The 26018-nt window shown below is 62.6% G+C and carries 23 protein-coding genes and 1 pseudogene; 5 read left to right on the top strand and 19 right to left on the bottom strand.

Translation table 11 applies throughout. The annotated features are described in order from the left end of the window. Nucleotides 1-27: 27 nt before the first annotated feature. The 13 genes and pseudogenes from HMPREF3173_RS25210 to HMPREF3173_RS00955 all read right to left on the bottom strand — a co-directional run bounded on the left by HMPREF3173_RS25210 (nt 28) and on the right by HMPREF3173_RS00955 (nt 14430). A complete protein-coding gene (locus HMPREF3173_RS25210) occupies nt 28-816 on the bottom strand; it encodes a methyl-accepting chemotaxis protein (protein ID WP_371906655.1) in 789 nt (262 codons plus the stop codon). A gap of 69 nt (nt 817-885) precedes the next feature. Continuing rightward, nucleotides 886-1146, bottom strand: a pseudogene (locus HMPREF3173_RS25205) (HAMP domain-containing protein); the annotation flags it as partial. A 1014-nt stretch (nt 1147-2160) separates the two neighbouring features. Next, nucleotides 2161-3453, bottom strand: coding sequence for an adenylosuccinate synthase (locus tag HMPREF3173_RS01005; RefSeq protein WP_013974430.1), 1293 nt, complete (start codon nt 3451-3453; stop codon nt 2161-2163). Nucleotides 3454-3509: 56 nt separating this feature from the next. Beyond that, entirely contained in the window at nt 3510-4697 is a 1188-nt protein-coding gene (locus HMPREF3173_RS01000; RefSeq protein ID WP_070571136.1) for an ATP phosphoribosyltransferase regulatory subunit, read from the bottom strand. A gap of 290 nt (nt 4698-4987) precedes the next feature. Further along, complete coding sequence (gene hflC, locus HMPREF3173_RS00995; RefSeq protein ID WP_043211977.1) at nt 4988-5857, bottom strand: protease modulator HflC; 870 nt, start codon at nt 5855-5857, stop codon at nt 4988-4990. Then, nucleotides 5857-7035 (bottom strand): FtsH protease activity modulator HflK, encoded by a 1179-nt coding sequence (gene hflK / locus HMPREF3173_RS00990; protein ID WP_043211979.1) that lies wholly within the window; start codon nt 7033-7035, stop codon nt 5857-5859. The genes hflC and hflK overlap by 1 nt, the downstream gene beginning before the upstream one ends. A 96-nt stretch (nt 7036-7131) precedes the next feature. Next, nucleotides 7132-8433, bottom strand: a complete 1302-nt coding sequence (hflX, locus tag HMPREF3173_RS00985) for a ribosome rescue GTPase HflX (protein WP_043211980.1) — start codon at nt 8431-8433, stop codon at nt 7132-7134. A 12-nt stretch (nt 8434-8445) separates the two neighbouring features. Next, a complete protein-coding gene (hfq, locus tag HMPREF3173_RS00980) occupies nt 8446-8706 on the bottom strand; it encodes an RNA chaperone Hfq (protein ID WP_003258160.1) in 261 nt (86 codons plus the stop codon). A gap of 94 nt (nt 8707-8800) precedes the next feature. Then, nucleotides 8801-9772 (bottom strand): tRNA (adenosine(37)-N6)-dimethylallyltransferase MiaA, encoded by a 972-nt coding sequence (miaA, locus tag HMPREF3173_RS00975; RefSeq protein WP_070571135.1) that lies wholly within the window; start codon nt 9770-9772, stop codon nt 8801-8803. A 1-nt stretch (nt 9773) separates the two neighbouring features. Further along, nucleotides 9774-11672, bottom strand: a complete 1899-nt coding sequence (gene mutL, locus HMPREF3173_RS00970) for a DNA mismatch repair endonuclease MutL (protein WP_070571134.1) — start codon at nt 11670-11672, stop codon at nt 9774-9776. Next, nucleotides 11669-13108, bottom strand: a complete 1440-nt coding sequence (locus HMPREF3173_RS00965) for an N-acetylmuramoyl-L-alanine amidase (RefSeq protein ID WP_168166358.1) — start codon at nt 13106-13108, stop codon at nt 11669-11671. Before HMPREF3173_RS00965 ends, mutL begins: the two co-directional genes overlap by 4 nt. Next, the gene (gene tsaE / locus HMPREF3173_RS00960; protein WP_043211984.1) at nt 13109-13582 is read right to left on the bottom strand and encodes a tRNA (adenosine(37)-N6)-threonylcarbamoyltransferase complex ATPase subunit type 1 TsaE; all 474 of its coding nucleotides are present in this window, start codon (nt 13580-13582) and stop codon (nt 13109-13111) included. It abuts the gene before it with no gap. Next, entirely contained in the window at nt 13570-14430 is an 861-nt protein-coding gene (locus tag HMPREF3173_RS00955; protein ID WP_070571154.1) for an NAD(P)H-hydrate dehydratase, read from the bottom strand. The genes tsaE and HMPREF3173_RS00955 overlap by 13 nt, the downstream gene beginning before the upstream one ends. Nucleotides 14431-14495: 65 nt before the next feature. Here HMPREF3173_RS00955 and queG point away from each other — a divergent pair, with 65 nt between their 5' ends. Continuing rightward, nucleotides 14496-15560 carry a tRNA epoxyqueuosine(34) reductase QueG gene (gene queG / locus HMPREF3173_RS00950; RefSeq protein ID WP_070571132.1) on the top strand — a complete coding sequence of 355 codons (1065 nt, stop codon included), beginning with the start codon at nt 14496-14498 and terminating at the stop codon, nt 15558-15560. 31 nt (nt 15561-15591) lie between these two features. Here the strand turns inward: queG and HMPREF3173_RS00945 are convergent, their stop codons facing one another. From HMPREF3173_RS00945 to HMPREF3173_RS00930, 4 genes are all read right to left on the bottom strand, one after another. After that, nucleotides 15592-16203, bottom strand: coding sequence for a trimeric intracellular cation channel family protein (locus tag HMPREF3173_RS00945; RefSeq protein WP_070571131.1), 612 nt, complete (start codon nt 16201-16203; stop codon nt 15592-15594). Between the two features lie 107 nt (nt 16204-16310). Next, entirely contained in the window at nt 16311-16853 is a 543-nt protein-coding gene (gene orn / locus HMPREF3173_RS00940; RefSeq protein WP_070571130.1) for an oligoribonuclease, read from the bottom strand. 53 nt (nt 16854-16906) lie between these two features. Continuing rightward, the gene (locus tag HMPREF3173_RS00935) at nt 16907-17971 is read right to left on the bottom strand and encodes an O-antigen ligase family protein (protein ID WP_256543682.1); all 1065 of its coding nucleotides are present in this window, start codon (nt 17969-17971) and stop codon (nt 16907-16909) included. Between the two features lie 154 nt (nt 17972-18125). Next, entirely contained in the window at nt 18126-18977 is an 852-nt protein-coding gene (locus tag HMPREF3173_RS00930) for a glycosyltransferase family 2 protein (protein WP_274093561.1), read from the bottom strand. A 553-nt stretch (nt 18978-19530) separates the two neighbouring features. Here HMPREF3173_RS00930 and rsgA point away from each other — a divergent pair. Then, complete coding sequence (gene rsgA, locus HMPREF3173_RS00925; protein WP_070571128.1) at nt 19531-20562, top strand: small ribosomal subunit biogenesis GTPase RsgA; 1032 nt, start codon at nt 19531-19533, stop codon at nt 20560-20562. 100 nt (nt 20563-20662) lie between these two features. Here rsgA and motB read toward each other — a convergent pair whose 3' ends face one another. Then, nucleotides 20663-21694, bottom strand: coding sequence for a flagellar motor protein MotB (gene motB / locus HMPREF3173_RS00920; RefSeq protein ID WP_070571127.1), 1032 nt, complete (start codon nt 21692-21694; stop codon nt 20663-20665). Nucleotides 21695-21697: 3 nt separating this feature from the next. Beyond that, entirely contained in the window at nt 21698-22549 is an 852-nt protein-coding gene (gene motA / locus HMPREF3173_RS00915; RefSeq protein ID WP_070571126.1) for a flagellar motor stator protein MotA, read from the bottom strand. Between the two features lie 130 nt (nt 22550-22679). Here motA and HMPREF3173_RS00910 point away from each other — a divergent pair, with 130 nt between their 5' ends. The 3 genes from HMPREF3173_RS00910 to asd are packed head-to-tail and all read left to right on the top strand — an operon-like array spanning nt 22680 to nt 25952. Then, nucleotides 22680-24215: an HDOD domain-containing protein gene (locus tag HMPREF3173_RS00910; protein ID WP_070571125.1), complete on the top strand. Its 1536-nt coding sequence runs from the start codon at nt 22680-22682 to the stop codon at nt 24213-24215. Between the two features lie 46 nt (nt 24216-24261). Then, nucleotides 24262-25071, top strand: a complete 810-nt coding sequence (locus tag HMPREF3173_RS00905; protein ID WP_070571124.1) for a rhodanese-like domain-containing protein — start codon at nt 24262-24264, stop codon at nt 25069-25071. A 17-nt stretch (nt 25072-25088) separates the two neighbouring features. Then, on the top strand, nt 25089-25952 hold the full coding sequence (asd, locus tag HMPREF3173_RS00900) for an archaetidylserine decarboxylase (RefSeq protein WP_043212003.1): 864 nt from the start codon (nt 25089-25091) through the stop codon (nt 25950-25952). Nucleotides 25953-26018: the final 66 nt, after the last annotated feature.

The raw sequence follows: 26018 nt of genomic DNA, 5'->3' as shown, positions 1-26018 counted from the left end.
CAATAGTCGCCCCGTCACCCCGATTTTTCAGGCGCGGAACTGCCCCAGGCTCGCCCGCAACTGTGCCGCCAGCTCATCCAGCACCTTGCTGCTGGCAGTGGTCTGCATCACCACCTCCGCCGAACGCTCAGCCTGGGCATGGATATTCTCCACTCGTCCGCGCACAGCCTGCGCGCCGTGAGCCTGCTGTTCAGCCGCCCGGGTCGCGAGACCGATGGCCGAGTGCACCTGCTCCACCGCAGCCTGTACCGACTGCTGACGACGCTCATTGTCACGCAGCACCAACAACCCTTCGCTTGCCTGGCGACCGGCCTGGCTAATGGTGGCCACCGCCTCCTTGGCTCCTGCCTGCAAGGCGGCGATGTGCGCCTGGATATCGCCCGTGGAGCTCTGGGTCTTGCTTGCCAGGGCGCGCACTTCATCGGCGACCACGGCAAAGCCGCGTCCCGTCTCTCCGGCGCGGGCAGCCTCGATAGCGGCGTTGAGCGCCAGCAGGTTGGTTTGCTCAGCGATGCCGTGGATCACGGTCAACACCACTTCGATCTGTTCGCTCTGCTTGGCCAGCCGTTCGATTACCTGAGAACCCGTCTCCACCTCCCCAGCCAGGTTCTCGATCAAACGCGCCAGCTGGGTGGAAGCGCGACTGTTCTCGTCAGTGGCCTGGCGGATATCCACCACTTGCTGCAAGGCCGCTTGCATGGCTTGGCTTTCGGCCTGGGCCTCGTCCGCCATGCTCGAAAGATCACGCAGACTGGCAGCGACCTCGTCACGCTGCAGCGCAGCGGCTGCGTCGGCACCCGCGTTGCGCTGAGCCATGGTGTCGATTTCCACTCCCGTACGCTGAGCCACTTCGCCAGCCTCGCGGACGATGGGCTGCAGCTTGTCGACGAAGCGATTGACCGCTGAGGCCATATCACCGATCTCGTCACGGCTGTCGAGGGCCACCCGCTTGGTCAGATCGCCCTCGCCCGCCGCCAGATCGTTCAGCGCCCCAATCAACAAGCGCAGTTTGTTGACCACACGCCGCCCCAGCACCACGGCCACCACCAACAGCACGCCCAAGCCCACCAGCACCAGGCCCAGGCCGATCCGCCAGCGCAGCTCGGCAGCGGCATCGCGCACGGTTTGCGCGGTGTTGGCCTGCATGGCGGTGGCGCTGTTCTGTGCAGTCTCGAGACGCGACCGCAGAGCCTTGCCACTGTCGGCGGCGGCCGCCACCAGGCTATCGCCCACCAGTTGCTCGCCGCTGGCGATCAAGGCGGCAAAACGCTGGTCCAGCGCCTTGAGCTCCTGTTCCACGCCGGTAGTGGACACGCCCATCAGCACCTTGCCGATCTCGGCGCCATTGGGGTTGATGGACGCCTCGACGTAGTACACCGAAGGGTCCTTGCGCGCGGCATCGAGCACCTTGTCCAGTGCACGCTCGCCCTGCCCGCGCTCGATCAGCGTCTGGTTGATGGGATTTTGCCGGTTCAGGTAGCGGGTCAGGTGTTGGCCTTGGGCGTCGTCATAGATGACAAACAGCACGTTGGGATTACGCTGAGCGCGACGCGCAAAGTCCGAAAGCGTCGGCACGTCGTTGTCCCAGATGGCGCGCGGCGCGACAGAGGCCAATAGCTCGGCCATGTCGTTGGCCGAGTCTTTGAGGTTCTTCTCCAGTGTGGCGCGCAGTTGCTGCTGCTCGCCCTGCAGCCGCTCGGAAAGGCCGGCGCTCAAACGCTGACGAGTGCTGGCCGAGAGGCTGTCGAGCCCGGCGCGGACATCCTGCCCGGCCTGCTCCAGTTCACCGGCCAGTTTCTGACTGTCGCTGCCCAGGCGTGCACCCAAATCGGCTTCCAAGGCCGTGACCGTGCTCCGCGTCAGTGCAACGGCAACAAGCACCTGCACCAGAAGAGCGATACCAAGTGCAACAAACACTGGCCGCAAGAGGCGGCTTCGTAACAGTGAAAGAATGGCGGACACGTTGTAACTCCCGTGTTTTCTGGCGCCATTACTTTGATGGCACCGACAGGAGTTTCATACAGCAAGGGTTGTGCCCAGCGCAGCAGGGATAAACGCCAATGTCTGGCGCTGGGCAAGGCATTTCTGCATGGCGCTCAAATGAAAACGCCGCACCTCCTTGCGGGGGCGCGGCGTTCGATCAACTGCCGAAGCAGTTGATCAGGCGAACGGATGACGCAGCACGATGGTCTCGTTGCGGTCCGGGCCAGTCGAGATGATGTCGATTGGGGCGCCGATCAGTTCTTCGATGCGCTTGATGTAGGCACGGGCGTTGGCCGGCAGTTCTTCCAGGGTTTTCACGCCCAGGGTCGACTCGCTCCAGCCTGGCATCTCTTCGTACACCGGCTCCAGGCCGATGTAGCTGTCAGCGTCGGAAGGCGCGTCGATGACCGCACCGTTCTCGTTCTTGTAGCCAACACAGATGTTGATGGTTTCCAGGCCGTCCAGCACATCCAGCTTGGTCAGGCAGATGCCCGAGATGCTGTTGACGTCGATGGCGCGACGCAGGATCACGGCATCGAACCAACCGCAGCGACGTGCACGACCGGTGGTGGAGCCGAACTCATGGCCGCGCTTGGCCAGGGTGGCGCCAGTCTCGTCGAACAGCTCGGTCGGGAACGGGCCGGAACCCACGCGGGTGGTGTAGGCCTTGGTGATGCCGAGGATGTAGTCCAGGTACATCGGGCCAACGCCGGAACCCGTGGAGATACCGCCAGCGGTGGTGTTGGAGCTGGTGACGTACGGGTAGGTGCCGTGGTCGATATCCAGCAGCGAGCCCTGGGCGCCTTCGAACATGATGTCCTTGCCGGCGCGACGCAGGTTGTGCAGCTCGGCGGTAACGTCGAGCATCATCGGCTTGAGCTGCTCGGCGTAGGCCATGCACTCGTCCAAGGTCTGCTGGAAGTCGATGGCCGGCTCTTTGTAGTAATTCACCAGCTGGAAGTTGTGGTAATCCAGCAGCTCACCGAGCTTGGCGGCAAAACGCTCGCGGTGGAACAGATCGCCAACGCGCAGGCCGCGACGAGCGACCTTGTCTTCGTAGGCTGGGCCGATACCACGGCCAGTGGTGCCGATCTTGGCTTCGCCACGCGCCTTTTCACGGGCCTGGTCGAGGGCCACATGGTAAGACAGGATCAGCGGAGCAGCCGGGCTGATGCGCAGGCGCTCGCGCACCGGTACACCCTTCTCTTCCAGCTTGGTGATTTCACGCATCAAGGCATCCGGAGCCACGACCACGCCGTTGCCGATCAGGCACTGCACGCCTTCACGCAGGATGCCGGAAGGAATCAGGTGCAGAACGGTCTTCTCACCGTTGATCACCAGGGTGTGACCCGCGTTGTGGCCACCCTGGTAGCGCACTACGGCGGCAGCATGTTCGGTCAGCAGATCGACGATCTTGCCTTTGCCCTCATCACCCCACTGGGTGCCCAGGACGACGACATTCTTACCCATAACACTTGTCCTCATTCACGCAAACTTGGTTGCCGGCCCTCGGCCGACGAAGAATCTCAATGGGTCAGAGGCAGTATCTGCCAGCGCCCGTCTTGCTGAATCAATTGCCGATCACAATCCGCCTCGAGAGCAGCACTCAACGGCTGTCCAGGCAGAGCCTGGACCACACGCTGGCCCTCGTTGCGCAACTGGCAGACCATCTGCCAGAGGGCCGTGTCGCCGCTGTCGGGCATCCAGATCCCGCCAGAAGGCAATACGACCTCCGCTCGCCCCAGTGTGACCAGGGTCTTCAAATCCGTGGAGAAACCGGTGGCTGGGCGTGCCCGGCCAAAATCGGCGCCGATGTCGTCGTAGCGTCCGCCCTGGGCGATCGACTGACCGACGCCTGGAACGAACACGGCGAACACCACGCCGGTGTGATAGTGATAGCCGCGCAACTCGCCAAGGTCGAAGTACAGCGGCAAGTCCGGATAACGCGCCGCCAGGCGATCGGCGATCGCCAGCAAATCGTCAAGCGCCGCCAGCACACTGGCTGGCGCACGCCCCAGGCGGACGCGGGCCTCGGCCAGCACTTCACGACCACCGCACAGCTCGGTCAGGGCACGCAGCATGTTGCCCAGATCCTTCGGCAGGTCGGCGGTCAGGGCCTGCACTTCATCGACGGCCTTGCGCTGCAGGGCGTCGAACAACTGCTGCTCGACCGCCCCGGACAAGCCGGCGGCACGGGCCAGGCCACGGTAGATGCCCACATGGCCGAGGTCCATGTGCACATCGGCGACATCGGTCAGTTGCAACGTGGCGAGCATCAGGCTGATGACCTCGACGTCACTGGTGGGACTGGCATCGCCGTACAACTCAGCACCGAGCTGAATCGGGCTGCGCGAAGTGGACAGGGCACGGGGTTGAGCGTGCAGAACGCTACCGGCATAGCACAGGCGGCTCGGCCCTTCGCGACGCAAGGTGTGGGCGTCGATACGCGCCACCTGCGGAGTGAAGTCGGCGCGGAAGCCCATCAGGCGACCGGACTGCGGGTCGACCACCTTGAAGGTGCGCTGGTCCAGGTCCTGGCCGGCACCGGTGAGCAGCGATTCCAGGTACTCGATATGCGGGGTGACGACCAGCTCGTAACCCCAACTCTGGAACAGGTCCAACACCTGGCGACGCGCGATCTCGATGCGCGCAGCCTCAGGCGGCAGTACTTCCTCGATGCCATCTGGCAGCAGCCAGCGGTCTACCGTTGCCATTACGCCATTTCCCCTCTGGTCCGGGCGGCTTGCCAGCTGGCGAGCCGTCAGTAAAGCAGGCATTGGCGCACAGCAGCGGGCAGCACCGATCCCAGCGCTACCACCGTACCCAATACCCTCGAATAGCCTTGCGACCTGACCAAACCGTCAACCGACACGTTGCCGATCAACCTTGCAGACGCAAAAAAGCCGGGAATTTCCCGGCTGACTCATCATACACCCCTTTTCCTTCAGGATGCACCCCGCTTGGCATTTTAGCTGCCAGGCGGGGTGCGTCTTTCAGGAAGGGCTCAAGGCTTGCTCTTGTCCAGGAAGCGGAAGAACTCGTTCTTCGGATCGAGAACCAGCACGTCGCTCTTGCTGGAGAAGCTCTCGCGATAGGCCTGCAGGCTACGGTAGAACGCATAGAAGTCCGCGTCCTGGTTGTAAGCCTTGGCATAAATGGCGGCCGCCTGGGCGTCGCCGTCACCGCGGGTCTCTTCCGCTTCACGATAGGCCTCGGCCAGCAGTACACGACGCTGACGGTCGGCATCGGCACGGATACCTTCGGCCAGTTCGTTACCCTTGGCGCGGTGCTCACGGGCTTCACGCTCACGCTCGGTGCTCATGCGGTCGAACACACTGCGGTTGACTTCCTTCGGCAGGTCAATGGCCTTGACGCGCACGTCGACGACCTCGATACCCAGTTCCTTGCTGGCCATGCGATTCAGCGAAGCGGTGATGTCGGCCATCAACGCATCACGCTCACCGGAGACCACCTCGTGCAGGGTGCGCTTACCGAACTGGTCACGCAGGCCGCTTTCCAGACGACGGGACAGACGCTCATCGGCGATCTGCTTGAGGCCCGAGGTCGCGGTGTAGAAGCGTTCGGCGTCCTTGACTCGCCATTTGGCGTAAGCATCGACCATCACCGCCTTCTTCTCGAGCGTCAGGAAGCGCTGGGTCGGTGCATCCAGGGTCATCAGACGGGCGTCGAACTTGCGCACCTGGTTGACGTAGGGGACCTTCACGTGCAGGCCTGGCTGGACATCCGCCTGGACCACGCGGCCGAATTGCAGCAATACCGCACGCTCGGTCTGGGACACGATGTAGAAGCTGTTCCAGGCCACGATGGCCAGCACCACGGCGGCGATCAGGGCGATCAGCGATTTATTGCTCATCAGCGGCTCTCCCTAGAACGCAGCGATTGTTGCTGCTGTTGCATTTCCTGCGCCGCGCGCGCGGCCGCATCGTTGGCCGACGCCGGCACTGTGCTGACCGGTGCGGCCGAATGGCGGCTGCCTTCGACCATCTTGTCCAGTGGCAGGTAGAGCAGGTTGTTCTGCCCATCCTTGCTGGTCACCAGGACCTTGCTCGAATTGCTGTAGACCTCCTGCATGGTCTCCAGGTACAGGCGCTGACGGGTCACGTCCGGCGCCTTGCGGTACTCGGCAACCAACTTGCTGAAGCGATCGGCCTCACCCTTGGCGCGGGCGATGACTTCATCGCGGTAGCCGTTGGCATCCTCGATGATGCGCTGAGCCTGACCACGGGCCTCCGGCACCACACCGTTGGCGTAGGACTCGGCCTGGTTGCGTGCACGCTGCTCGTCCTCGCGGGCACGGATCACGTCATCGAACGCTTCCTGCACTTCACGCGGGGCTGCCGCGCTCTGCACGTTGACCTGAGTGACGGTGATACCGGTGCGGTAGTTGTCGAGGAAGCGCTGCAGGCGCTCACGGATATCGACGGCCATCTGCTCACGGCCTTCGGTCAACACCTGGTCCATCGAGGTGGAACCCACCACATGGCGCAGGGCGCTGTCGGTCGCGTGCTGCAGGCTGACCTCCGGCTGGTCGACGTTGAGTACGAAGTCCTGCAGGTTGGTGATCTTGTACTGCACGGTCAGCGGCACCTCGACGATGTTCTCGTCCTCGGTGAGCATCTGGCCCTGCTTGGTGTAGGCCCGCTCGCGGGTCACGTTCTCAAGATACTTACGGTCAATGGGCGGGAAATAGATATTCAAGCCCGGACCGACAGTCTCGTAGTACTTGCCGAAGCGCAGCACCACAGCCTGTTCCTGTTCGTCCACGACGTACACGGCGCTGTACAGCCAGATGGCCGCAAGCACGGCCAGGCCGATGCCCAGCAGGCCCAGGCCGCCACCTTTGCCAACATTGCGGTCACCACCGCCACCGCGTTTCTTGCCGCTGCCAAACATGCCGTTGAGGCTGTCCTGCAGCTTGCGGAAGGCCTCGTCCAGATCCGGTGGACCTTTCTTGTCGCCACCACCGCCGCCACGACGGCCGCCCCAGGGATCCTGATTGTTCGAGTTGCCACCCGGCTCATTCCAAGCCATAGCGCTCTCCATCTGATAAAGCAAAGACGCGCCCACGGCGCGCCGTCCAATGCTACAGAATGCCTGTCACGGTCGCCCGGCGACCTCGACGGGCATTTATTGCAAAGTGTGTTGCTCGATGAAAAGTTCAGGCTCCATGCCCTCGCGACTGACCAGGCGATTGAGCTCCACCCGGGGCAATCGCACGCTCAGCAGGCTGCGACCTTCTTCATCGTGCTCTTCGCCTTGCACCGCGCCCAGAGCGAAGAATTGCGCGCGCAAGCGGGCAAGTCGCTGTTCCAGACGCAGGGTTCCGACATACAGATCATCCCCCAGCAACTCGGCAATCGCCTGGCCAACCAGTTCCAGGCCACGTCCATCACGTGCCGATACCCAGACCCGCTGCGGTTTGCCGTCGGCATCTCGCTGGATCTGCGGCTCGACATCTTCGAGCAGGTCGAGTTTGTTATAGACCTCGAGGATCGGCAAGCCTTCGGCTCCGATCTCGCCCAGCACCGCCAGTACCTGCTCGATCTGCTCCATACGCTCGGGCTCATGAGCATCGATGACGTGCAGCAACAGGTCGGAGTTGCTCGATTCTTCGAGCGTAGCCCGAAATGCCTCGACAAGCTTGTGCGGCAGGTGGCGGATGAATCCCACAGTGTCGGCCAGCACGATCGGGCCTAGGTCGGCGAGTTCGAGTCGGCGCAAGGTCGGATCGAGGGTCGCGAACAACTGATCCGCGGCGTAGACGTCGGAGGTGGTCAAGGCGTTGAACAGCGTGGACTTGCCGGCGTTGGTGTAGCCCACCAGCGAAACGGATGGGATATCCGCACGTTTGCGGCCGCGCCTTGCCTGTTCGCGTTGACTGCGCACCTTTTCCAGACGCGCCTTGATCTGCCGCAGGCGGACCCGCAACAGGCGGCGGTCGGTTTCCAGCTGGGTCTCACCCGGGCCGCGCAGGCCGATACCGCCCTTCTGCCGCTCCAAGTGGGTCCAACCGCGTACCAAGCGCGTGCTCATGTGCTCGAGCTGGGCCAGTTCGACCTGCAACTTGCCCTCATGGGTGCGCGCCCGCTGGGCGAAGATGTCAAGGATCAGCCCGGTACGGTCGAGCACACGACACTCGAAGACGCGCTCAAGGTTGCGCTCCTGGCTGGGCGTGAGGGTGTGATTGAATATCACCAGATCGACCTGTTCGGCATGGACCAGATCGCGCAGTTCCTCGACCTTGCCACTGCCAATCAGGTACTTGGCTGTAGGCTGGTGCCGGGCCACCGTGGCCAGCGAAACGATCTCCGCTCCGGCCGACAGCGCCAGCTCCTGAAACTCCTGCGGGTCTTCGCGCGCCTCAGGGTTCTGACCTTCCAAGTGAACGAGCAACGCTCGCTCACCACCACCGTGGCGCTCAAAGAACAATGCAGGCTCCTATCAGGCGTTGCCTGGCTCGCTGTCGCCGTGTTCGGAATCGGACGGGCTTGGCAGGCGAACCGGACGGGCAGGAACCACGGTCGAAATGGCGTGCTTGTAGACCATCTGGCTGACGGTGTTCTTCAGCAGTACCACGAACTGGTCGAAGGATTCGATCGAGCCCTGCAGCTTGATCCCGTTTACCAGGTAAATGGAAACCGGGACCTTTTCTTTTCTCAAGGTGTTCAAGTAAGGGTCTTGTAGCGAATGCCCTTTTGACATATGCCGCACTCCTGTAAGGATCAATAGTAAAAAAACAATAAAATCGGTCATTCAAGCCATTCTAATCGCAAGAATAGACGGCAATTGCAGGGACTCAGCTCAATATGGAGATGGCCCCCAGGTATTTCAAGGTGCGGGACAGATTGTCGCAGGCCAGGCTGTCTAGCCACTCCACGCCGGACCAACCACGTAACCAGGTGAATTGCCGCTTGGCCAATTGGCGAGTGGCAATGATACCGCGTTCACGCATTTCTTCGGCTGTCAGCTTGCCGTCCAGGTAGTCCCAGACCTGCCGATACCCCACTGCCCGTATAGACGGCAGCCCTGCGTGCAAGTCACTTCTGGCGCGCAGTGCTCGGACCTCGTCGACGAACCCCTGTTCCAGCATTTGCGAAAATCGTAGCGCAATTCGCTGATGCAAAATGTGACGATCTGTAGGAGCGATCGCCAAACTGGCGACAGTATAGGGCAAATGACCGCCCGCGCCTGCGTCTGAGCCGCGACTTTCCGCGTATTGACGTTGACGGTGCGTGGTCATGCTTTCGCCGCTCACGCGATAGACTTCCAAGGCGCGAATCAGTCGCTGCGGGTCGTTGGGATGGATGCGCGCCGCCGATTCCGGATCCACTTCGGCCAATTGCCGGTGCAACTCGGCCAGGCCAAGGTCCCGCGCCTGGGCTTCAAGCTCGGCGCGTACGGTAGCGTCTGCGGCGGGCATGTCCGCCAAACCATCGACCAGCGCCTTGTAATAAAGCATGGTGCCGCCCACCAGCAAAGGGATCTTGCCCCGGGCGGTGATCTCAGCCATCGCTTCCAGCGCGTCGGTACAAAATTGCGCCGCCGAGTAGCTCTCGGCCGGGTCGAGAATGTCGATCAACCGATGGGGGTGTGCAGCCAGCACGTCCTTGGAAGGCTTGGCGGTGCCAATATCCATGCCGCGATAGACCAGCGCCGAATCGACACTGATCAGCTCACAGGGCAGCACCTTGGTCAGCTCGATGGCAAGGTCGGTCTTACCGGCCGCCGTCGGGCCCATGAGGAATATCGCTGGGGGCTTGCCGCTCATGTCATCGACCGCGCAGGAAAAGTTTGTCCAGGTCATCCAGCCCTAGCTGGGTCCAGGTCGGCCGACCGTGGTTGCACTGGCCACTGCGCTCGGTGTTCTCCATGTCACGCAGCAACGCGTTCATCTCGGGGATGGCCAGGCGGCGATTGGCACGCACCGCCCCGTGGCAGGCCATGGTACCGAGCAGCTCATTGAGGTGCGCCTGGATACGATCACTGGTGCCGTACTCCATGAGATCCGCGAGCACATCCTGGACCAGCCGGTTGGCCTCGGCCTGCTTGAGCAAGGCAGGAATCTGCCGGATCGCCAGGGTTTCTGGGCCCAGGCGCTGCAGTTCGAAGCCCAGGCGCTGGAACCATTGGGCATGCTCCTCGGCGCAGTCAGCCTCGCGCTGGCTGAGGGCCAGCGACTCGGGCACCAGCAGCGGCTGGCCACTCAAGCCCTCGCTGGCCATGGCCACCTTGAGGCGCTCGTACATGATGCGTTCATGGGCGGCATGCATGTCTACCAGCACCAGGCCAACGGCGTTCTCGGCCAGGATGTAGATGCCTTTGAGCTGAGCCAGGGCAAAGCCCAATGGCGGCACATCGCCCTGGCTTTGCGGCAACGCCGCCGGGACAGAGGCGCCACCCTCCAGCGGGGCGAAGAATTCACGATAGACAGCCTGCGCTTCAGCAACCGGCACAGGCTGCGAGGGACGTGGGGTGTACTGGTACTGATAACCCGAGCCACCACCACCGGCGAACGACTGGCGCGGCTCGGCTTGAGGCTGCTCCAGCACCGGCGAGGCCAGGCGCATCTCGCCCTGGGGCCCGAACTCACCGGCCTGCAGACCACTGGGACGGACGATATCGGTAGCCGCTGCCGGTGCGGCGAGCTGGTCTTCCGGACGCACGTCCGCCAGGGCACGGTGCAGAGTGCCATACAGAAAATCGTGGACCATGCGCCCTTCGCGAAAGCGCACTTCATGCTTGGTGGGGTGCACGTTGACGTCAACCCCGTTCGGTTCGAGTTCGAGGAACAGCACGAAGGTCGGGTGCCGGCCATTGAACAACACGTCGCGGTAGGCCTGCCGCACCGCGTGGGCCACCAACTTGTCACGCACGGCGCGACCGTTGACGAAGAAGTACTGTAGATCAGCCTGACTGCGCGAAAACGTCGGCAGGCCAACCCAGCCCCACAAACGCAGGCCATTGCGCTCGACATCGATAGGCAGGGCCTGCTCGAGGAAGCCCGGGCCGCAGATCGTTCCGACCCGCCGCGCCCGGGTCAGCTCATCGGGCGCCTCGTGCAGGCTGAGGATGCTCTTGCCGTTATGGCGCAAGTGAAAGCCGACATCGAAGCGGGCCAAAGCCAGACGACGGACAACTTCCTGCAGGTGATCGAACTCGGTTTTCTCCGACTTGAGGAACTTGCGCCGGGCCGGGGTATTGAAGAACAGGTCACGCACCTCGACCGAGGTGCCGACAGGGTGCGCGGCAGGCTGCACACGCGGCGTCATGTCACGCCCCTCTGTCTCTACCTGCCAAGCTTCGCCAGCGCCGGCGGTGCGCGAGGTGAGCGTCAGGCGCGCCACCGAACTGATCGACGCCAGGGCCTCGCCGCGAAAGCCCAGGCTGAGCACGCCTTCGAGGTCTTCGAGTTCGCGAATCTTGCTGGTGGCATGGCGCGCCAAGGCCAGCGGCAGATCGTCAGGCGCGATGCCGCCACCGTCATCCCGCACGCGCAGTAGCTTCACGCCGCCCTGCTCGACTTCCACATCGATACGCCGGGCACCGGAGTCCAGGCTGTTCTCAAGCAGCTCCTTGGCGACCGAAGCCGGACGCTCGACCACCTCGCCTGCGGCGATCTGGTTGGCCAGCCGAGGGCTGAGCAACTGGATGCGCGAACCACCACTCATTGCTGGGCAGCCAGGGTAGTGCCAGGGATGTCGAGGTGCTGGCCGACCTTCAGCTCATCGCTCTTGAGGCTGTTGGTGGTCCGCAGGCTGGCCACGCTGACCTGATAACGCACGGCGATCATGGCCAGGGTTTCGCCGGGCCGCACAGTATGCTCGCGCGGTCCCTGGGCAATCTTGCCGCTATCGCGCAGCCATGCGATGTAAGTCCCGGGAGGGGGGCTTTGCTGGAAATACTGACGCACGCCAGTGTGGATCGAGCGGGCCAAAGCCTGCTGGTGGCTCTTGGTCGCCAGCTTGGCGGCTTCGTTGGCATTGGAGATGAACCCGGTTTCCACCAGGATCGACGGAATATCCGGGGATTTCAGCACCATGAACCCAGCCTGCTCCACGCGGCGTTTGTGCAACGGGGTGATGCGCCCCATGTTGCCTAACACCTTCTGCCCCACATCGAGGCTGGAGCTGAGCGTGGCGGTCATGGACAGATCCAGCAGTACACCTGCAAGCATGCGGTCCTTGTCATCGAGACTGACATTGCCGGCGCCCCCGATCAGGTCGGAGCGGTTTTCCGTGTCGGCCAGCCAGCGCGCGGTCTCTGAGGTTGCGCCCCGGTCGGACAAGGCGAACACCGATGCACCGAAAGCGGCCTTGGACGGCGCGGCGTCGGCATGGATGGAAATGAACAGGTCGGCGCCCTTCTTGCGCGCGATCTCGGTGCGCTTGCGCAACGGGATGAAGTAATCGCCCGTTCGGGTCAGTTCGGCGCGATAGCCACGCTCGGTGTTGATCTGGCGCTGCAGCTCGCGAGCAATCTGCAGGACGATGTCTTTTTCATGCTGCCCACGCGAGCCCGATGCGCCTGGGTCCTCGCCACCATGGCCGGCGTCGATGGCGACGACGATGTCGCGCTTGCCACTGGGCACCGGCGGCAATTTGATAGCCGGCTGGGCAGGCGTCACCGGCACGGCCGGGACAGTAGCGGGTGTTTGCGCAGGCGGCGGGGTCGGAGTACTGGCGGCAACGGCATCGGCTTCCTGATCGTACAGATCGACCACCAGGCGGTTGCCATACTGCGCGTTGGGCGCCAGGGTGAAGCTCTTGGGCGTCACGGCCTTTTTCAGATCGACCACCACGCGCAGGTCAGTGGGCGTGCGCTGGGCGGAGCGCACACTGTTGATCGGCGTATTGGAGGTGGCGACATTCAGCGAACCGCCCAGGGTGGCGCCGTTGATGTCGATGACCAGGCGGTCCGGCGCGGTCAGGGTGAAGACGCTGTGCTGCACAGGGCCGGACAGGTCGAAGACCAGCCGCGTATTGTCCGGTGCGCGCCACAGACGCATGCTCTTGACTTGTGTGACGGCCAGAGCGTCAACGGTCACCGCTGTCAGCAGCAGCCCAACGACGGCGACCAGTGCGCGTATGCGCATACCTAACCCCATTTACTGTTTGAATTCTGTGGCCAGGGCGGCGCACCAGGCCTCACCGCGAGCCCCCTGCGGTGAAAGGAGAAGCGAGCGTCCACTCGCTTGCGGGCTTATGGTAATGGTCAGGTCGGGCTTTGGCAAAACGCCCGCACCCTTTTGTGGCCATTCGAACAGGCACAGCGGGTCCCCTTCGAAATAGTCACGGATCCCCATGAACTCCAGCTCCTCCGGATCGACCAGACGGTACAGGTCGAAATGGAAGGCGCGCACATCGCCAATTTCGTAAGGCTCGACCACGGTGAAGGTCGGACTTTTGACTGCCCCGGTATGGCCCAGGCCGCGGATCAGCCCGCGCGAAAGCGTTGTCTTGCCCGCGCCCAGATCGCCTTCGAGAAAGATCACGCCATGACCGCCGGTCACTTCGGCCAAGCGTGCGCCAAATGCGACGGTGGCCGGTTCGTCGGCCAGAAACAGGGTTATGCCAGACACGCTGAATGCTCCTCCAACAATTCACGAATGACCGGAACCAGATCACTGGCCGCCAAGCCTCTTCCTTTCACACCCAGGCGCTCCCCCGCACAGGCGTGCAACCACACGCCCAGGCAGGCGGCCGACCACGCATCCATGCCCTGGGCCAGCAAGGCGGCCAGCACGCCGGTCAGCACATCGCCCAGGCCCGCGCCTGCCATGGCCGGATGGCCACGCTCGCACAACGCCAGCTGCCCATCCGGGCCTGCCACCAAGGTACCGGCGCCCTTGAGCACGCAGACACTGGCATGCTTGCGCGCAAGCTTGCGAGCAGCTCCCGGGCGGTCGGCCTGAACCGCCTCAGTGGAAATACCCAGCATGCGCGCTGCCTCCCCAGGATGCGGGGTGAGGATGCTGCCGCTGTGCAGGGCCAAGGGCCTGTGCGCCAGCTGATTCAGCGCATCGGCATCCCACACCTGCGGCACAGGCGCGTTGGCCGCCGCCGACAACAGGCTGCGCCCCCAGGCGGCCTGGCCCAGGCCAGGGCCGACTACCAACACCGAGGCGCGCTCGAGCACGCCCATCAACTGGTTGGCCGAACTCACGCCGAGCCACATGGTTTCGGGCAGACGCGCAAGCCCTGCACTGACGTGCTCGGGGCGTGTCGCCACGCTCACGAGGCCAGCACCACAGCGCAGGGCCGCCTCGGCACTGAGCATCACCGCTCCGCCGGTGCCCAGATCGCCCCCGACCACCAGGACGTTACCGAAGTCGCCTTTGTGGGCGTCGGCGCGGCGCGCTGACAGGTGCGCAGTGGTCAGGCTGCTCAGCAGCTGGGGGGCATTACCGGGGTGTTTGGTCTGAGGCATGGGGTCAAAGGCTCCGATGTCTGGCAGAATTATACGCACCTCTGCCTGTATTGCCTTGTCCATCCATGTCCGCTTGCCTTCCTGACCTCAATACGCTGGCCCAATCGATCAAGGATTGGGGCCGCGAACTCGGTTTCGCACACGTCGGTATCGCCGACGTGGCGCTTGGCGAGCACGAACATCACCTGCAACGCTGGCTGGAAGCTGGTTACCAGGGCGAGATGGACTACATGGCCGCCCATGGCAGCAAACGCTCGCACCCCGACGAACTGGTACCCGGCACTGTGCGTGTGGTGTCGCTGCGCATGGACTACCTACCCGGCGATACACGCATGGCCCAGATGCTCGCTCAGCCTGAGAAAGCCTACATTTCCCGCTATGCCCTGGGTCGCGACTACCACAAGCTGGTGCGCAAACGCGTGCAGCACCTGGCCGAGCGTATCCAGCAGGCCATCGGCCCCTTTGGTTTTCGCGCCTTCGTCGACAGCGCCCCAGTGTTGGAAAAAGCCATCGCCGAACAGGCCGGCCTGGGCTGGATCGGCAAGAATACCTTGCTGCTCAATCGCAAGGCCGGCAGCTACTTCTTCCTTGCTGAGCTGTTCGTCGACCTGCCACTGCCGGTGGACCAGGCCCAGACCAGCGAACATTGCGGGCGCTGCCAGGCCTGCCTGGACATCTGCCCGACCGCCGCCTTCGTCGGGCCGTATGTGCTCGACGCCCGGCGCTGCATTTCCTACCTGACCATCGAACTCAAGCAGGCAATCCCGGTCGAGTTGCGCCCTTTGATTGGCAATCGGGTGTTCGGTTGCGACGATTGCCAGATCGTCTGTCCCTGGAACCGCTTCGCCCGCCCGACCCAGGAAAACGACTTCAAGCCCCGTCACGGCCTGGACAACGCCGAGCTGGCCTCACTGTTCCTCTGGGATGAAGCGACCTTCCTGAACAACACCGAGGGCTCCCCCCTGCGCCGTGCAGGCTACGAACGTTGGTTGCGCAACCTGGCGGTGGGGCTGGGGAATGCCCCGACTACCATCCCTGTACTCGAAGCTTTGCGTGCCCGGCGCGAGCACCCCTCGGCACTGGTGCGCGAGCATGTGGAGTGGGCGCTGGCACAGCACGAAGGCCAGTAGCGACCCAGCCCCTCAAGCCTGCAGAGGGGGATCACTGCTGGTCGTTGTAGTGGAACTTGGGCATTTCCCAATGGAAGCGGATTGCCAGCAAGCGCACCAGGAACCCACCGAACAAGGTCAGCAGCATGGCCTGCTCGGCCGGCACCTTGAAGTACACGCAGCCCAGGTAGAACCAGGCGGCGGCAAAGGAGACGCTGGCATACAGCTCCCGGCGGAATACCAGCGGGATATCGTTGCAGAAGATGTCCCGCAGGATGCCACCGAACACACCGGTGATAACGCCACTGATCGAAGCCACCAGCATGCCCTGCCCCATCTCCAGGGCGGTCATGCAACCGATCAAGGTGAAGGCCACCAACCCCAGCGCATCGAGCACCAGAAACAGCGAGCGCAGATGGCGCATCAGCGGCGCTATGAAGATGGTCAGCAAAGCTGCAAAGCTGGTCAGCACGAGGTACTCGGGATGCTTCACCCAAGTCAGCGGGTAGTGCCCAAGCAGTACATCCCGCACCGAACCGCCGCCCAGCGCGGTGACGCAGGCGATCAGCACCACGCCAAACCAATCCATGCCGCGGCGCCCCGCGGAAAGCGCGCCGGTCATGGCTTCGGCGGTAATGGCGACAAGGTAGAGCATCAACAACATGGTGCATGTCCAAAAAAAGCGGCAAACGCCAAACCCACAAACAAAACGCCACGGCTGGCTGATCACTCAGCCGCTGTGGCGCTGATGCTTGGCTCGAGGCTCGAAACTTAGACTTTGATGAAATGTTCGCGGTAGTGCCGCAACTCGGCGATCGACTCACGAATGTCGTCCAACGCCAGGTGGGTCCCCCCCTTCTTGAAGCTGTCGCGCACCTGCGGGGCCCAGCGGGCTGCCAACTCCTTGAGCGTGGAGACGTCCAGGTTGCGGTAGTGGAAGAACCCTTCGAGCTTAGGCATGTGGCGATAAAGGAAGCGGCGATCCTGGCAGATGCTGTTGCCGCAGATCGGCGACTTGCCCTTGGGCACCCATTGTTCGAGGAAGGCCAAGGTCTGCGCTTCGGCCTCAGCCATGTCGATGCGGCTCTCGCGCACACGTTGGGTCAGGCCGGAAGCACCGTGGGTCCGGGTGTTCCAGTCGTCCATACGTGCCAGCACTTCATCGCTGTGGTGGATCGCGATGACCGGCCCTTCGGCCAGGGTGTTGAGCTCACTGTCGGTGACGATGGTCGCCATCTCGATGATGACGTCGTTGTCCGGATCCAGACCGGTCATTTCCAGATCGATCCAGATCAGGTTCTGTGCGTTTTGCATGAAGGGGCTCCTCGAATAGGCCGTCATTTTAGCCCACGCGAGCCCCGGGGCGGTTAATTCTGCTCAGCAGCGGATGAATTAGTCGGCACCTTCAAGCTTAACCCCAGCAGTACCACAACCCATGGCATCAACCACATCGCACGGGTACGCTCCCACAAACTGAAGACATCGAACTGCATGGCCACGCTGGCGAAAACCCAAAGTAGCAGCACCGAAAGGCCCAGCTGGGTATGACGAGCCCGCCAGGCCCGAAGGCCCAGCGCCACCCATAGCCAGCACCACACCAGCAATGCCGGCACGCCATATTGCATCGCCGTATGCATCAGGAAGTTGTGAACGTCCATGTCGGTCGGACGGCCCCAAAGATGGAGCTCATAGCCTGCCCCATAGCCCAGGCCGATCCAGAAATGCTCCTTCAGGATCGGCCAGGCACTTTGCAGCAATTCAAAGCGCCCCGAATCCCCACGCGCCAGCAAGGTCGGCTCGAGCCAGGCCAGCATCGCGCCAGCAGCCAAGACCAAGAGCGCGATCCACCGCCCTCGGCGCCCGGCCAAAAACACCAGGTAGAACAGCGCCACCACCATCAACCCCAACAACGTCCCTCGGCTCGCACACAGCCCGACATAGATCAGTGGAGGGATCTGAAGCAGCAGCCACCCTATACGCCAGGACCGCATAGCCGGAAGCAATGGCAACGCCAACAGCATTACAAAGCCAGTGGCATAGGCCGCCGCATTGGGATTGTCGAGAAAACCGCCAAACCCGCTCATACGCCCGAACACCGGCTTCAACCACAGCAAGGCCGCGACGCTGTACAGGCTATTGAGCGCGCCCAACACCACCATGGTGCCACGCAAGCGCTGCTCGCTCATCCGCGCCCACAGCACCCACCCGCAGACCAGCAGGCAGAACAGTAACAAGCGCTTGAGGCGGGACAGGTGTTCACCCGGCTCACCATTCCAGAACAATGAAAGCCCGGCCCAGACCAGCAATACCAGGAACAAGCGCGCCTCGATTCGTTCGTGCAACAGTTGCTTGAGGCTCGCCGGACGACTGATGACCAACCACAAGGCGGGCAGGTAGACGAACAACACCAGAAGCGTGTGATAGAGCTTCATAGTCGGCGTCAGGAACACGCCCCCAATGCTCCAAAACACACCAATCCCAAGCATCGTTTCCGCGACCCGGGCCGCTCGTCCCTCACCCATACGTACGGGCGCCCGCCAGCTATTCCAGGCTTGCAGCAAATTTTGCTTTGTAGACAACATCTGATTACTCACGGAACTTGAACACCAGCTGGCGAATGCGTCGCCAGGTCACGCGATTCCAGCGCCACGGCGGAATTTTCATCAACAACCCGAGCGCATAGCCCTTTTGCGAAACCACCGAGTGCTTGAGGGCTTTGTTCATCACGCAGGTCAATCCCGGCAGGTAGCCGGGATGATCTTGATAAGGGGCGATTGCCATCAGGTCATAGTCAAGCTGGCGCTTGTAGGCCGTCGTCGACATGTTACCCGGATGCTTGCGATACAGCGTCACCAGGTCAGGCAGAATATCCACGCGGTAACCCAGATAGGCGATCTTCAGGGTCATCTGGAAGTCTTGGATACGAATCTGCGGGTCGTAACCACCGACACGATCCATAGCCTCGCGTCGGTACATGGCCACCGGCGCCCCAACCGCACGGGCAGTGGCCAGCAACTCGGAAAAACTGAAAGCGCGTATCGGCTTGCACTTCTCGGCTTTCAAGCGCCGGCCATTGGCATCCACATACACAACCCCGGCGCCGACGCATCCGACTTCGGGATGTTGCTCAAGGTAGGCGACCTGCAGCGCCAGACGGCCTGGCAACATGACATCGTCGGAGTCCGGGGTCGCAATGTACTGACCGCGTGCATACTTGAGCGCTGTGTTGAGTGCCGCGCTCACACCCTGATTCTGCTGGCAATAAAACTGGAAACCATAACGCTCGCGCAAGGCTTCGATCCGCTGGGCACTGCCATCTTGCGAGCCGTCGTCGACGACGATCAGCTCGAAATTCGGGTAATCCTGTTCAAGGATGCTCAGCAGTGCTTCCTCGATGTACAGCTCGCGGTTGTAGCAAGGCACGAGCACGGAGACCAAGGGCGCGTCCGCGCCACCTTCTGCATCAGGTCCCAATGATGGACGAATGCTCAAACGCCCGACCTCCAATGCAATACCTCCGATCCCAGGCCAGCCGCCGTACTCAGGAAACGCTGCGAAGGAATGCGATCACCCATGCTCCTGGGCACGCAGAGAAACGCTGGGTTATCACCGTAGAAAACTCTAATCAGCATGTCCATCAGGCACAATATCGCGGCCTTCCCCGCTCCTTGGTCATTGCGTGGCAGGCCATCATTTGGAAATCCTGCGTATCGAATCTGCACAGCGGCAAGGTGCCAGCTTCTGGTGCAGGGCGGCATCGTCGCACAATGGCAATTAGATGCCTAGGGAAACTCCATACCCGCCGGAAGCTTAGCGCCGGATGGGTGTTTCCCTGATTTTTTTCACCCTCTCTATATATGTAGTCATTTCTATAGAAATAGCAGCTTTCGCCGTGCATTTGGCCGCGAAACCGTAACCGAATAAGGCGAGGGCTTTCGGCGTGCTAAACTGCCAGCCGTTTTTCCTTCTGCCCCGCCGACACGGAACCTCCATGGCCAAACGCCAGCTCAACCGTCGCCAAAACTGGCGCATCGAAAAAATCCAAGGCGAGCGCGCCGCTCGCGCCGCCAAACGTGAGCAACACGCCCTGCAGGAGCTGGAAGGGGGTGATCTAGGCCCTGAACAGCTGGGGCTGGTGATCGCTCACTTCGGCGTGCAGGTGGAGGTCGAGGCGCAGGATGGCGAGGCCAAGGGCCAGGTGTTTCGCTGTCATTTGCGAGCCAATTTACCGGCACTGGTCACTGGCGATCGGGTGGTATGGCGAGCGGGCAACCAGGGCAATGGTGTGATCGTCGCGCAGATGCCCCGCTCCGCCGAGCTGTGCCGGCCGAACAATCACGGCCAGCTCAAGCCGGTGGCGGCGAATGTCGACCTGATCGTGATCGTCTTCGCTCCCGCCCCCGAACCCCAGGCCAACCTGATCGACCGCTACCTGGTCGCCGCCGAACACGCAGGCATCCGCCCTCTTCTGCTGCTGAACAAGGCCGACCTGATCGATGAGCAGAACGGCCCGACCATCGAGGCCCTCCTGGCGGTTTACCGCGACCTGGGTTATCCCCTTCTGGAGGTTTCGGCTCATCAGGGCGAGGGCATGCAGCGTTTGCAGCAGACGCTGGACAAGCACATCAGCGTGTTCGTCGGCCAGTCGGGAGTCGGCAAGTCATCGCTGGTCAACAGCCTATTGCCGGAGGTCAGGACTCGTGTGGGCGATCTGTCCGAATGGTCTGGACAGGGCACACACACAACCACCACGGCCCGCCTGTACCATTTCCCCAACGGTGGTGATCTGATCGACTCACCCGGCATCCGCGAATTCGGCCTGGGCCATGTCAGCCGCGACGATGTCGAGGGCGGCTTCATCGAGTTCCGCGAACTGCTCGGCCACTGCCGCTTCCGCGACTGCAAACACGACCGTGAACCCGGCTGCGCCTTGCTCCAGGCCCTGGATGACGGGCGCATCAAGCCACAGCGGATGAACAGCTACCGCTCGATCATCGCCAGCCTGCCGCAAGACACCTACTGAGTCATCCAGCGCAGGCCTGCCGAACAGCTCCCAGACAAGACAAGGCCACGCCTGCAGCGATTGCAGGCGCGGCCTTATGTGGACTGGCCCAGCCCAGGTCTCACTCCTGGGTATTGTCCATTTTCAACACACCATCTTCGAAGATGTTCAGCTTCTGGCGAAGCTCACGCGGCTGCATCGGTGCCTCAGCCGTATCGCCCGGGCCCGGCGCGGCCGGGGTAGCCGCCCCCGGCGCACCATTGGCCGGAGCCTGTTCTGTCGCCGGCGGGGCCTGTGGCGTGCCCTGCTCGCCTTCGATGGTGCGCTGGGCCTTCTTGGTCAGGACAATGATGTCGATACGTCGGTTGACCGGGTTGAACGGGTCCTTGCGATCGAACAGCGACGACGAGGCGTAACCCACCACTCGTGCCACCTGCTCATCCGGGTACCCCCCGGCGACCAGCGCACGTCGCGCGGCATTGGCGCGGTTGGCCGACAGTTCCCAGTTGCCGAATTCGCCAGTACCGGCATAGGGCTTGGCATCGGTATGACCACTGATGCTGATCTTGTTCGGCACCGCCTTGATGGTGTCGGCCATGGCCAACAGGATGTCCTCGAAGTACGGCTGCAGGCGCGCACTGCCCAGGTCGAACATCGGCCGGTTCTCGGCATCCATGATCTGGATGCGCAGGCCGTCCTGGGTGATTTCGAACAGGATCTGGTCCTTGAACTTCTGCAGTTGCGGGTTCTCCTCGACCTTGTTCTGCAGTTCCTGCAGCAACAACTGCAAGCGCTCCTGCTCGACCTGCTCGGCCAAGGTCTCGACCTTGTCCTTGTCCAGCTGGATGTGGGTGTCAGGTGTCGGCTCGGATTTTTCTTCCGGATTGATGGTTTTCTCCGGCGCCAGTTGTGGCGAACCACCCAGGTCGATGACGTAGGGGGTGCCGCTCTCGGAGAAGCCTATCGGGTCCTTGAAATAGCCAGCGATGGCGAGTTTCTGTTCAGGCGTGGCCGTGGACAGCAGCCAGAGCACCAGAAAAAACGCCATCATCGCGGTGGCGAAGTCGGCGAAGGCGATCTTCCAGGAGCCACCATGGTGGCCGTCGCCATAGCGCTTGACGCGCTTGACGATGATGGGCTGATTGTTCTCCATGGCTTAGCGACCGCGGACCGCTTGTTCCAGCTCGGCAAAGCTTGGACGGTGCGACGGGTACAGCACCTTGCGCCCGAACTCCACGGCCAGCGACGGCGGCATGCCGGACGCCGAGGCGACCAGCGAGGCCTTGATCGCCTCGTAGACGTTGATCTCTTCCTTGGCGTCGTGACGCAGGGCATTGGAGAGCGGGCCGAAGAAGCCATATGCCGCGAGAATACCGAAGAAAGTACCCACCAGCGCCGCGCCCACGTGCAGGCCGATGGACTTCTGGTCGCCCTCGCCCAAGGAAGCCATGGTCACCACGATACCCAGTACCGCCGCGACGATACCGAAGCCCGGCATGGCATCAGCGACGCTCGTCACGGCATGGGACGGATGTTCAAGCTCTTCCTTTAGGCTCAGCAGCTCCATGTCGAACAGACCTTCGAGCTCGTGGGGCGCCATGTTGCCAGTGGACATGATGCGCAGGTAGTCGCAGATGAACGCGGTCATGCGCTCGTCACCCAGAACGGCCGGGTATTTGGCGAAGATGGGGCTGGCGGCTGGCTCTTCGATATCACCCTCGATGGCCATCATGCCTTCGCGGCGGCTCTTGTTGAGGATCTCGTAGACCAGGCCCAGCACCTCCAGGTAGAAGGTGTGAGTGAAACGGGTGCCGAACATCTTCAGCGACTTCTTGATCACATGCATGGTCATGTGACCAGGGTTGGCCTGAAGGAACGCACCGAAGGCCGCACCGCCGATGATCAGCACTTCGAACGGCTGGATCAGCGCTGCGATCTTGCCGTGGGATAGCACGTAGCCGCCGAGCACGCTCGCGAATACGACGATGATGCCGATAATTTTAGCCATAGGTTCAAAGCACTTGCTGTGGTGGTCAGGGTCAGGGGCGGGAGCTTTAAAACTCTTCTTCTACTTATCGACAGAACTGCGCCAGACTATAGGCACAAAATGCGAAAAGCCAGTTCGGACTGATGTCAAAATGCCAATGGACGCTAAGGTACCAAGCCAGATTCCACCCACGCTCGATGCCTGGGTAAAACTGCTCGATGGCATCCGCCTGCCAGTACCCAAGGAGAGTCATGACCGGGTACTGGCCGCCATCAACGATAGCCGGCGCTCTTTGCGCGACATCGCCGAACTGATGCAGGATAGCCCAGCGCTGGTGCTTTCGGTGATGCGCGAGGCGAACCATCCGGCTAACGCCAGCCAGGCCGAACCCGCCGAAAGCCTGGAAGTCGCCCTCAATCGCCTAGGCCTGGCCCGCACCGCGAGCCTGCTGGCACGTCTGCCTGCCGTCCCCGGCGAAGATATTCCGCCAGTACTGCGTCAGTTCCTGTTGATCAGCCAGCACGCTGCCCAGCAGGCCAGTGGCCTGTTCGCCAGCCGCCTGGCCCGGTTGTGGCAAGAGATCCATTGGGGCAGCCTGTTGTTCCTGTCGCCACTGTGGCCCCTGGCTTTGGCCTACCCTAAATTGCTCGATGCCTGGGAGCTGCGAGTCATCCACAAGGGTGAGGAGGCTGCCGAAGTCGAGCAGGCACTGTTCGGCGTACGCATCGTGACCCTGTGCCAAGCCATGGCCGAACAATGGCGCTTGCCCGGCTGGGTGACCCAGGGTTATCGCCTGCTGCTCGATGAGCGCGAACAATTGGCCCAGATCCTGACCATCGCGCGCGAGCAGGATGCCTTCACCCAGCAACAGCGTCTGGATGAAGAGCCCGGGCTGCGCCGCTGGTTCAACCAACCGGCCAACACCGTGCTGCTGGCCAACGGACTGGCTCTGGCGGCGCAGGTGGGCTGGGACAATCCTCACCTGCTGCGCTGGCAGTTGCTGACGGCGTTGTACCTGCAAACCTCGCTCGATGATGTCCAGCAACAGGTTCACCAGCAAGCGGCAGCCAGTGCCCGGCACCACGCCCGGCACGCCCTCTTCCATCCCGCCGAAGCGCTGCTCTGGCCCTGGCACCAGCGGCGACCGCATCCGGACATGCTCGCACCTGAGCCACCCACCAGTAAGGATCTGGAGCACTGGCGCAAAATCTGTGGAGAGTTGCTGGTCCAACCCAGCCCGTTCACCACCATCCTGCACCTGAGCACCCAGGCGCGCGAAGCCCTCCTGGCCTGCGGCATGCAGCGGGTCATGTTGCTGGCGCTCGACAGACCCAATGAATGCCTGCGCGTTCAGCAGACCGCAGGTCTGCCCCCGGAGGCAGCCTCGCTGGTGCTGCCGCTGAACCAGAGCAAATTGTTGCAACGGCTGATGGGCCAGGCGGCGCAACTGCGCCTGACGCCGGAGAACCACGCCCAGTTCTCGGCCTTGCTGCCAACTCCTTTGCGAGCACTGCTGTCCAGCGAGCATCTGTTGCTGCGCTCGCTGGCAGTCAACGGCCAGGTGACGATGCTGATGATCGCCGACCAAGGCGGCAGGCCCATGGCCGATGTCAGCGTGCAGGCTTTCGGCAAGACAGCCCAATGCACCGAGCGTGCCCTGTCGGCCTTTACCAACCGCAACGCTTGAGCCTTAGGCTACAATCGCCTCCTCTATTCCACCCTGGAGATCGTGGATGACTGACTTTTCCGGCTTGCCCCTGGTGATCGAACCGGCCGACCTGCTCGCGCGCCTGGATTCGCCACAGCTGATCCTCGTCGACCTGACCAGCGTCAATCGCTATGGCAGCGGGCACATCCCTGGCGCCCGGTTCGTCGATCCCAAGCGCACCCAGCTGGGACAACCACCGGCACCTGGGTTGCTGCCGGCGCGGGCTGACCTGGAGAAGCTGTTCGGTGAACTCGAGCACCGGGACGATGCGGTCTATGTGGTGTACGACGATGAAGGGGGCGGCTGGGCCGGGCGCTTCATCTGGCTGCTCGATGTCATCGGGCACACGCGTTACCACTACCTCAATGGCGGCATCCAGGCCTGGCCCGCTGACAAGCTCAGCGTTGAAATCCCGCCAAGCGGCGGCAGCCCGGTCAACCTGCAACTGCATGCAGAGCCCACCGCCACCCGCGAATACCTGCAAAGCCGACTGGGCGCGGCGGACCTGGCCATCTGGGACGCCCGCAGCCCCGGCGAGTACAAAGGTGAGAAAGTCCTGGCCGCCAAAGGCGGGCACATTCCCGGCGCGGTCAACTTCGAGTGGACCGCAGGCATGGACCTGAACGACCACCTGCGCATCCGCTCGGACATGGCCGACATCCTGCAACAACTCGGCATCACCCCGGACAAGGAAGTGATCACTCACTGCCAGACCCACCATCGTTCCGGCTTCACCTATCTGGTGGCCAAAGCCCTCGGCTATCCACGAGTGAAGGCCTACGCCGGCTCTTGGGGCGAATGGGGCAACCATCCGGACACGCCTGTAGAAGTTTGAAATTCCAAGGAAACCCAATGAAATCCCGTTTGTTCATCATCAGCCAGTACCTGCTGCCGCATCACCTGCTCTCGCGGCTGGCCGGCTGCGTCGCCGAATGCCGCGCCCGCTGGTTCAAGAACGCCTTCACCGCCTGGTTCGCCAAGCGCTACCAGGTGAACATGTCCGAGGCATTGGTCGAAGACCTGACCGCCTACGAACATTTCAACGCCTTCTTCACCCGCGCCCTGAAGCCAGGCGCCCGCCCGCTGGACGAAACCCCAGGCGCCATCCTGTGCCCGGCCGATGGTGCCGTCAGCCAGCTCGGCCCGATCGAGCATGGCCGTATCTTCCAGGCCAAAGGGCACAGTTTCAGTGCCCTGGAACTGCTTGGCGGCGATCCCGCCCTGGCCGCGCCCTTCATGGGGGGGGAGTTCGCCACCATCTACCTGTCGCCCAAGGACTACCACCGCGTGCACATGCCACTGGCCGGCACCCTGCGAGAAATGGTCTACGTGCCAGGCCGGCTGTTCTCGGTCAACCAGACCACTGCCGAGAACGTACCCGAGCTGTTCGCCCGCAACGAGCGTGTAGTCTGCCTGTTCGATACGGAGCGTGGCCCGATGGCTGTAGTGCTGGTCGGCGCAATGATCGTGGCCTCGATCGAGACGGTCTGGGCAGGCCTGGTCACGCCACCCAAGCGTGAACTCAAGACCTTCCGCTACGACGAAGGCAGCCGTGCCCCTATCCACTTGGAGAAAGGCGCCGAACTGGGCCGTTTCAAGCTGGGTTCGACCGCAATCGTGCTTTTTGGCCCAGAGCAGGTGAAGTGGGCGCAAAGCCTGGGTGCAGGCTCTGCGGTACGTATGGGCGAGTTGCTCGCACAGCCTGCCCAAGCCTGAGTCATCGCCACGAAAAAAGGCCCCGCACAGGCGGGGCCTTTTTCATGGTGCTACGTCAGTAGGCGC

This window comes from Pseudomonas sp. HMSC08G10 (assembly GCF_001808425.1).
Lineage (GTDB): Bacteria > Pseudomonadota > Gammaproteobacteria > Pseudomonadales > Pseudomonadaceae > Aquipseudomonas > Aquipseudomonas guariconensis.
Note: the sequence above shows the minus strand (reverse complement) of the source record. Positions and strands in the feature narration are given on the sequence as shown.

Bases quoted from the DNA above. Each gene is read 5' to 3' on its own strand.
- HMPREF3173_RS25210 (WP_371906655.1), bottom strand. From the start codon at position 816: ATGGCTCAGCGCAACGCGGGTGCCGACGCAGCCGCTGCGCTGCAGCGT.
- HMPREF3173_RS01005 (WP_013974430.1), bottom strand. From the start codon at position 3,453: ATGGGTAAGAATGTCGTCGTCCTGGGCACCCAGTGGGGTGATGAGGGC.
- HMPREF3173_RS01000 (WP_070571136.1), bottom strand. From the start codon at position 4,697: ATGGCAACGGTAGACCGCTGGCTGCTGCCAGATGGCATCGAGGAAGTA.
- hflC (WP_043211977.1), bottom strand. From the start codon at position 5,857: ATGAGCAATAAATCGCTGATCGCCCTGATCGCCGCCGTGGTGCTGGCC.
- hflK (WP_043211979.1), bottom strand. From the start codon at position 7,035: ATGGCTTGGAATGAGCCGGGTGGCAACTCGAACAATCAGGATCCCTGG.
- hfq (WP_003258160.1), bottom strand. From the start codon at position 8,706: ATGTCAAAAGGGCATTCGCTACAAGACCCTTACTTGAACACCTTGAGA.
- miaA (WP_070571135.1), bottom strand. From the start codon at position 9,772: ATGAGCGGCAAGCCCCCAGCGATATTCCTCATGGGCCCGACGGCGGCC.
- mutL (WP_070571134.1), bottom strand. From the start codon at position 11,672: ATGAGTGGTGGTTCGCGCATCCAGTTGCTCAGCCCTCGGCTGGCCAAC.
- HMPREF3173_RS00965 (WP_168166358.1), bottom strand. From the start codon at position 13,108: ATGGGGTTAGGTATGCGCATACGCGCACTGGTCGCCGTCGTTGGGCTG.
- HMPREF3173_RS00955 (WP_070571154.1), bottom strand. From the start codon at position 14,430: ATGCCTCAGACCAAACACCCCGGTAATGCCCCCCAGCTGCTGAGCAGC.
- queG (WP_070571132.1), top strand. From the start codon at position 14,496: ATGTCCGCTTGCCTTCCTGACCTCAATACGCTGGCCCAATCGATCAAG.
- HMPREF3173_RS00945 (WP_070571131.1), bottom strand. From the start codon at position 16,203: ATGTTGTTGATGCTCTACCTTGTCGCCATTACCGCCGAAGCCATGACC.
- orn (WP_070571130.1), bottom strand. From the start codon at position 16,853: ATGCAAAACGCACAGAACCTGATCTGGATCGATCTGGAAATGACCGGT.
- HMPREF3173_RS00935 (WP_256543682.1), bottom strand. From the start codon at position 17,971: ATGAAGCTCTATCACACGCTTCTGGTGTTGTTCGTCTACCTGCCCGCC.
- rsgA (WP_070571128.1), top strand. From the start codon at position 19,531: ATGGCCAAACGCCAGCTCAACCGTCGCCAAAACTGGCGCATCGAAAAA.
- motB (WP_070571127.1), bottom strand. From the start codon at position 21,694: ATGGAGAACAATCAGCCCATCATCGTCAAGCGCGTCAAGCGCTATGGC.
- motA (WP_070571126.1), bottom strand. From the start codon at position 22,549: ATGGCTAAAATTATCGGCATCATCGTCGTATTCGCGAGCGTGCTCGGC.
- HMPREF3173_RS00910 (WP_070571125.1), top strand. From the start codon at position 22,680: ATGCCAATGGACGCTAAGGTACCAAGCCAGATTCCACCCACGCTCGAT.
- HMPREF3173_RS00905 (WP_070571124.1), top strand. From the start codon at position 24,262: ATGACTGACTTTTCCGGCTTGCCCCTGGTGATCGAACCGGCCGACCTG.
- asd (WP_043212003.1), top strand. From the start codon at position 25,089: ATGAAATCCCGTTTGTTCATCATCAGCCAGTACCTGCTGCCGCATCAC.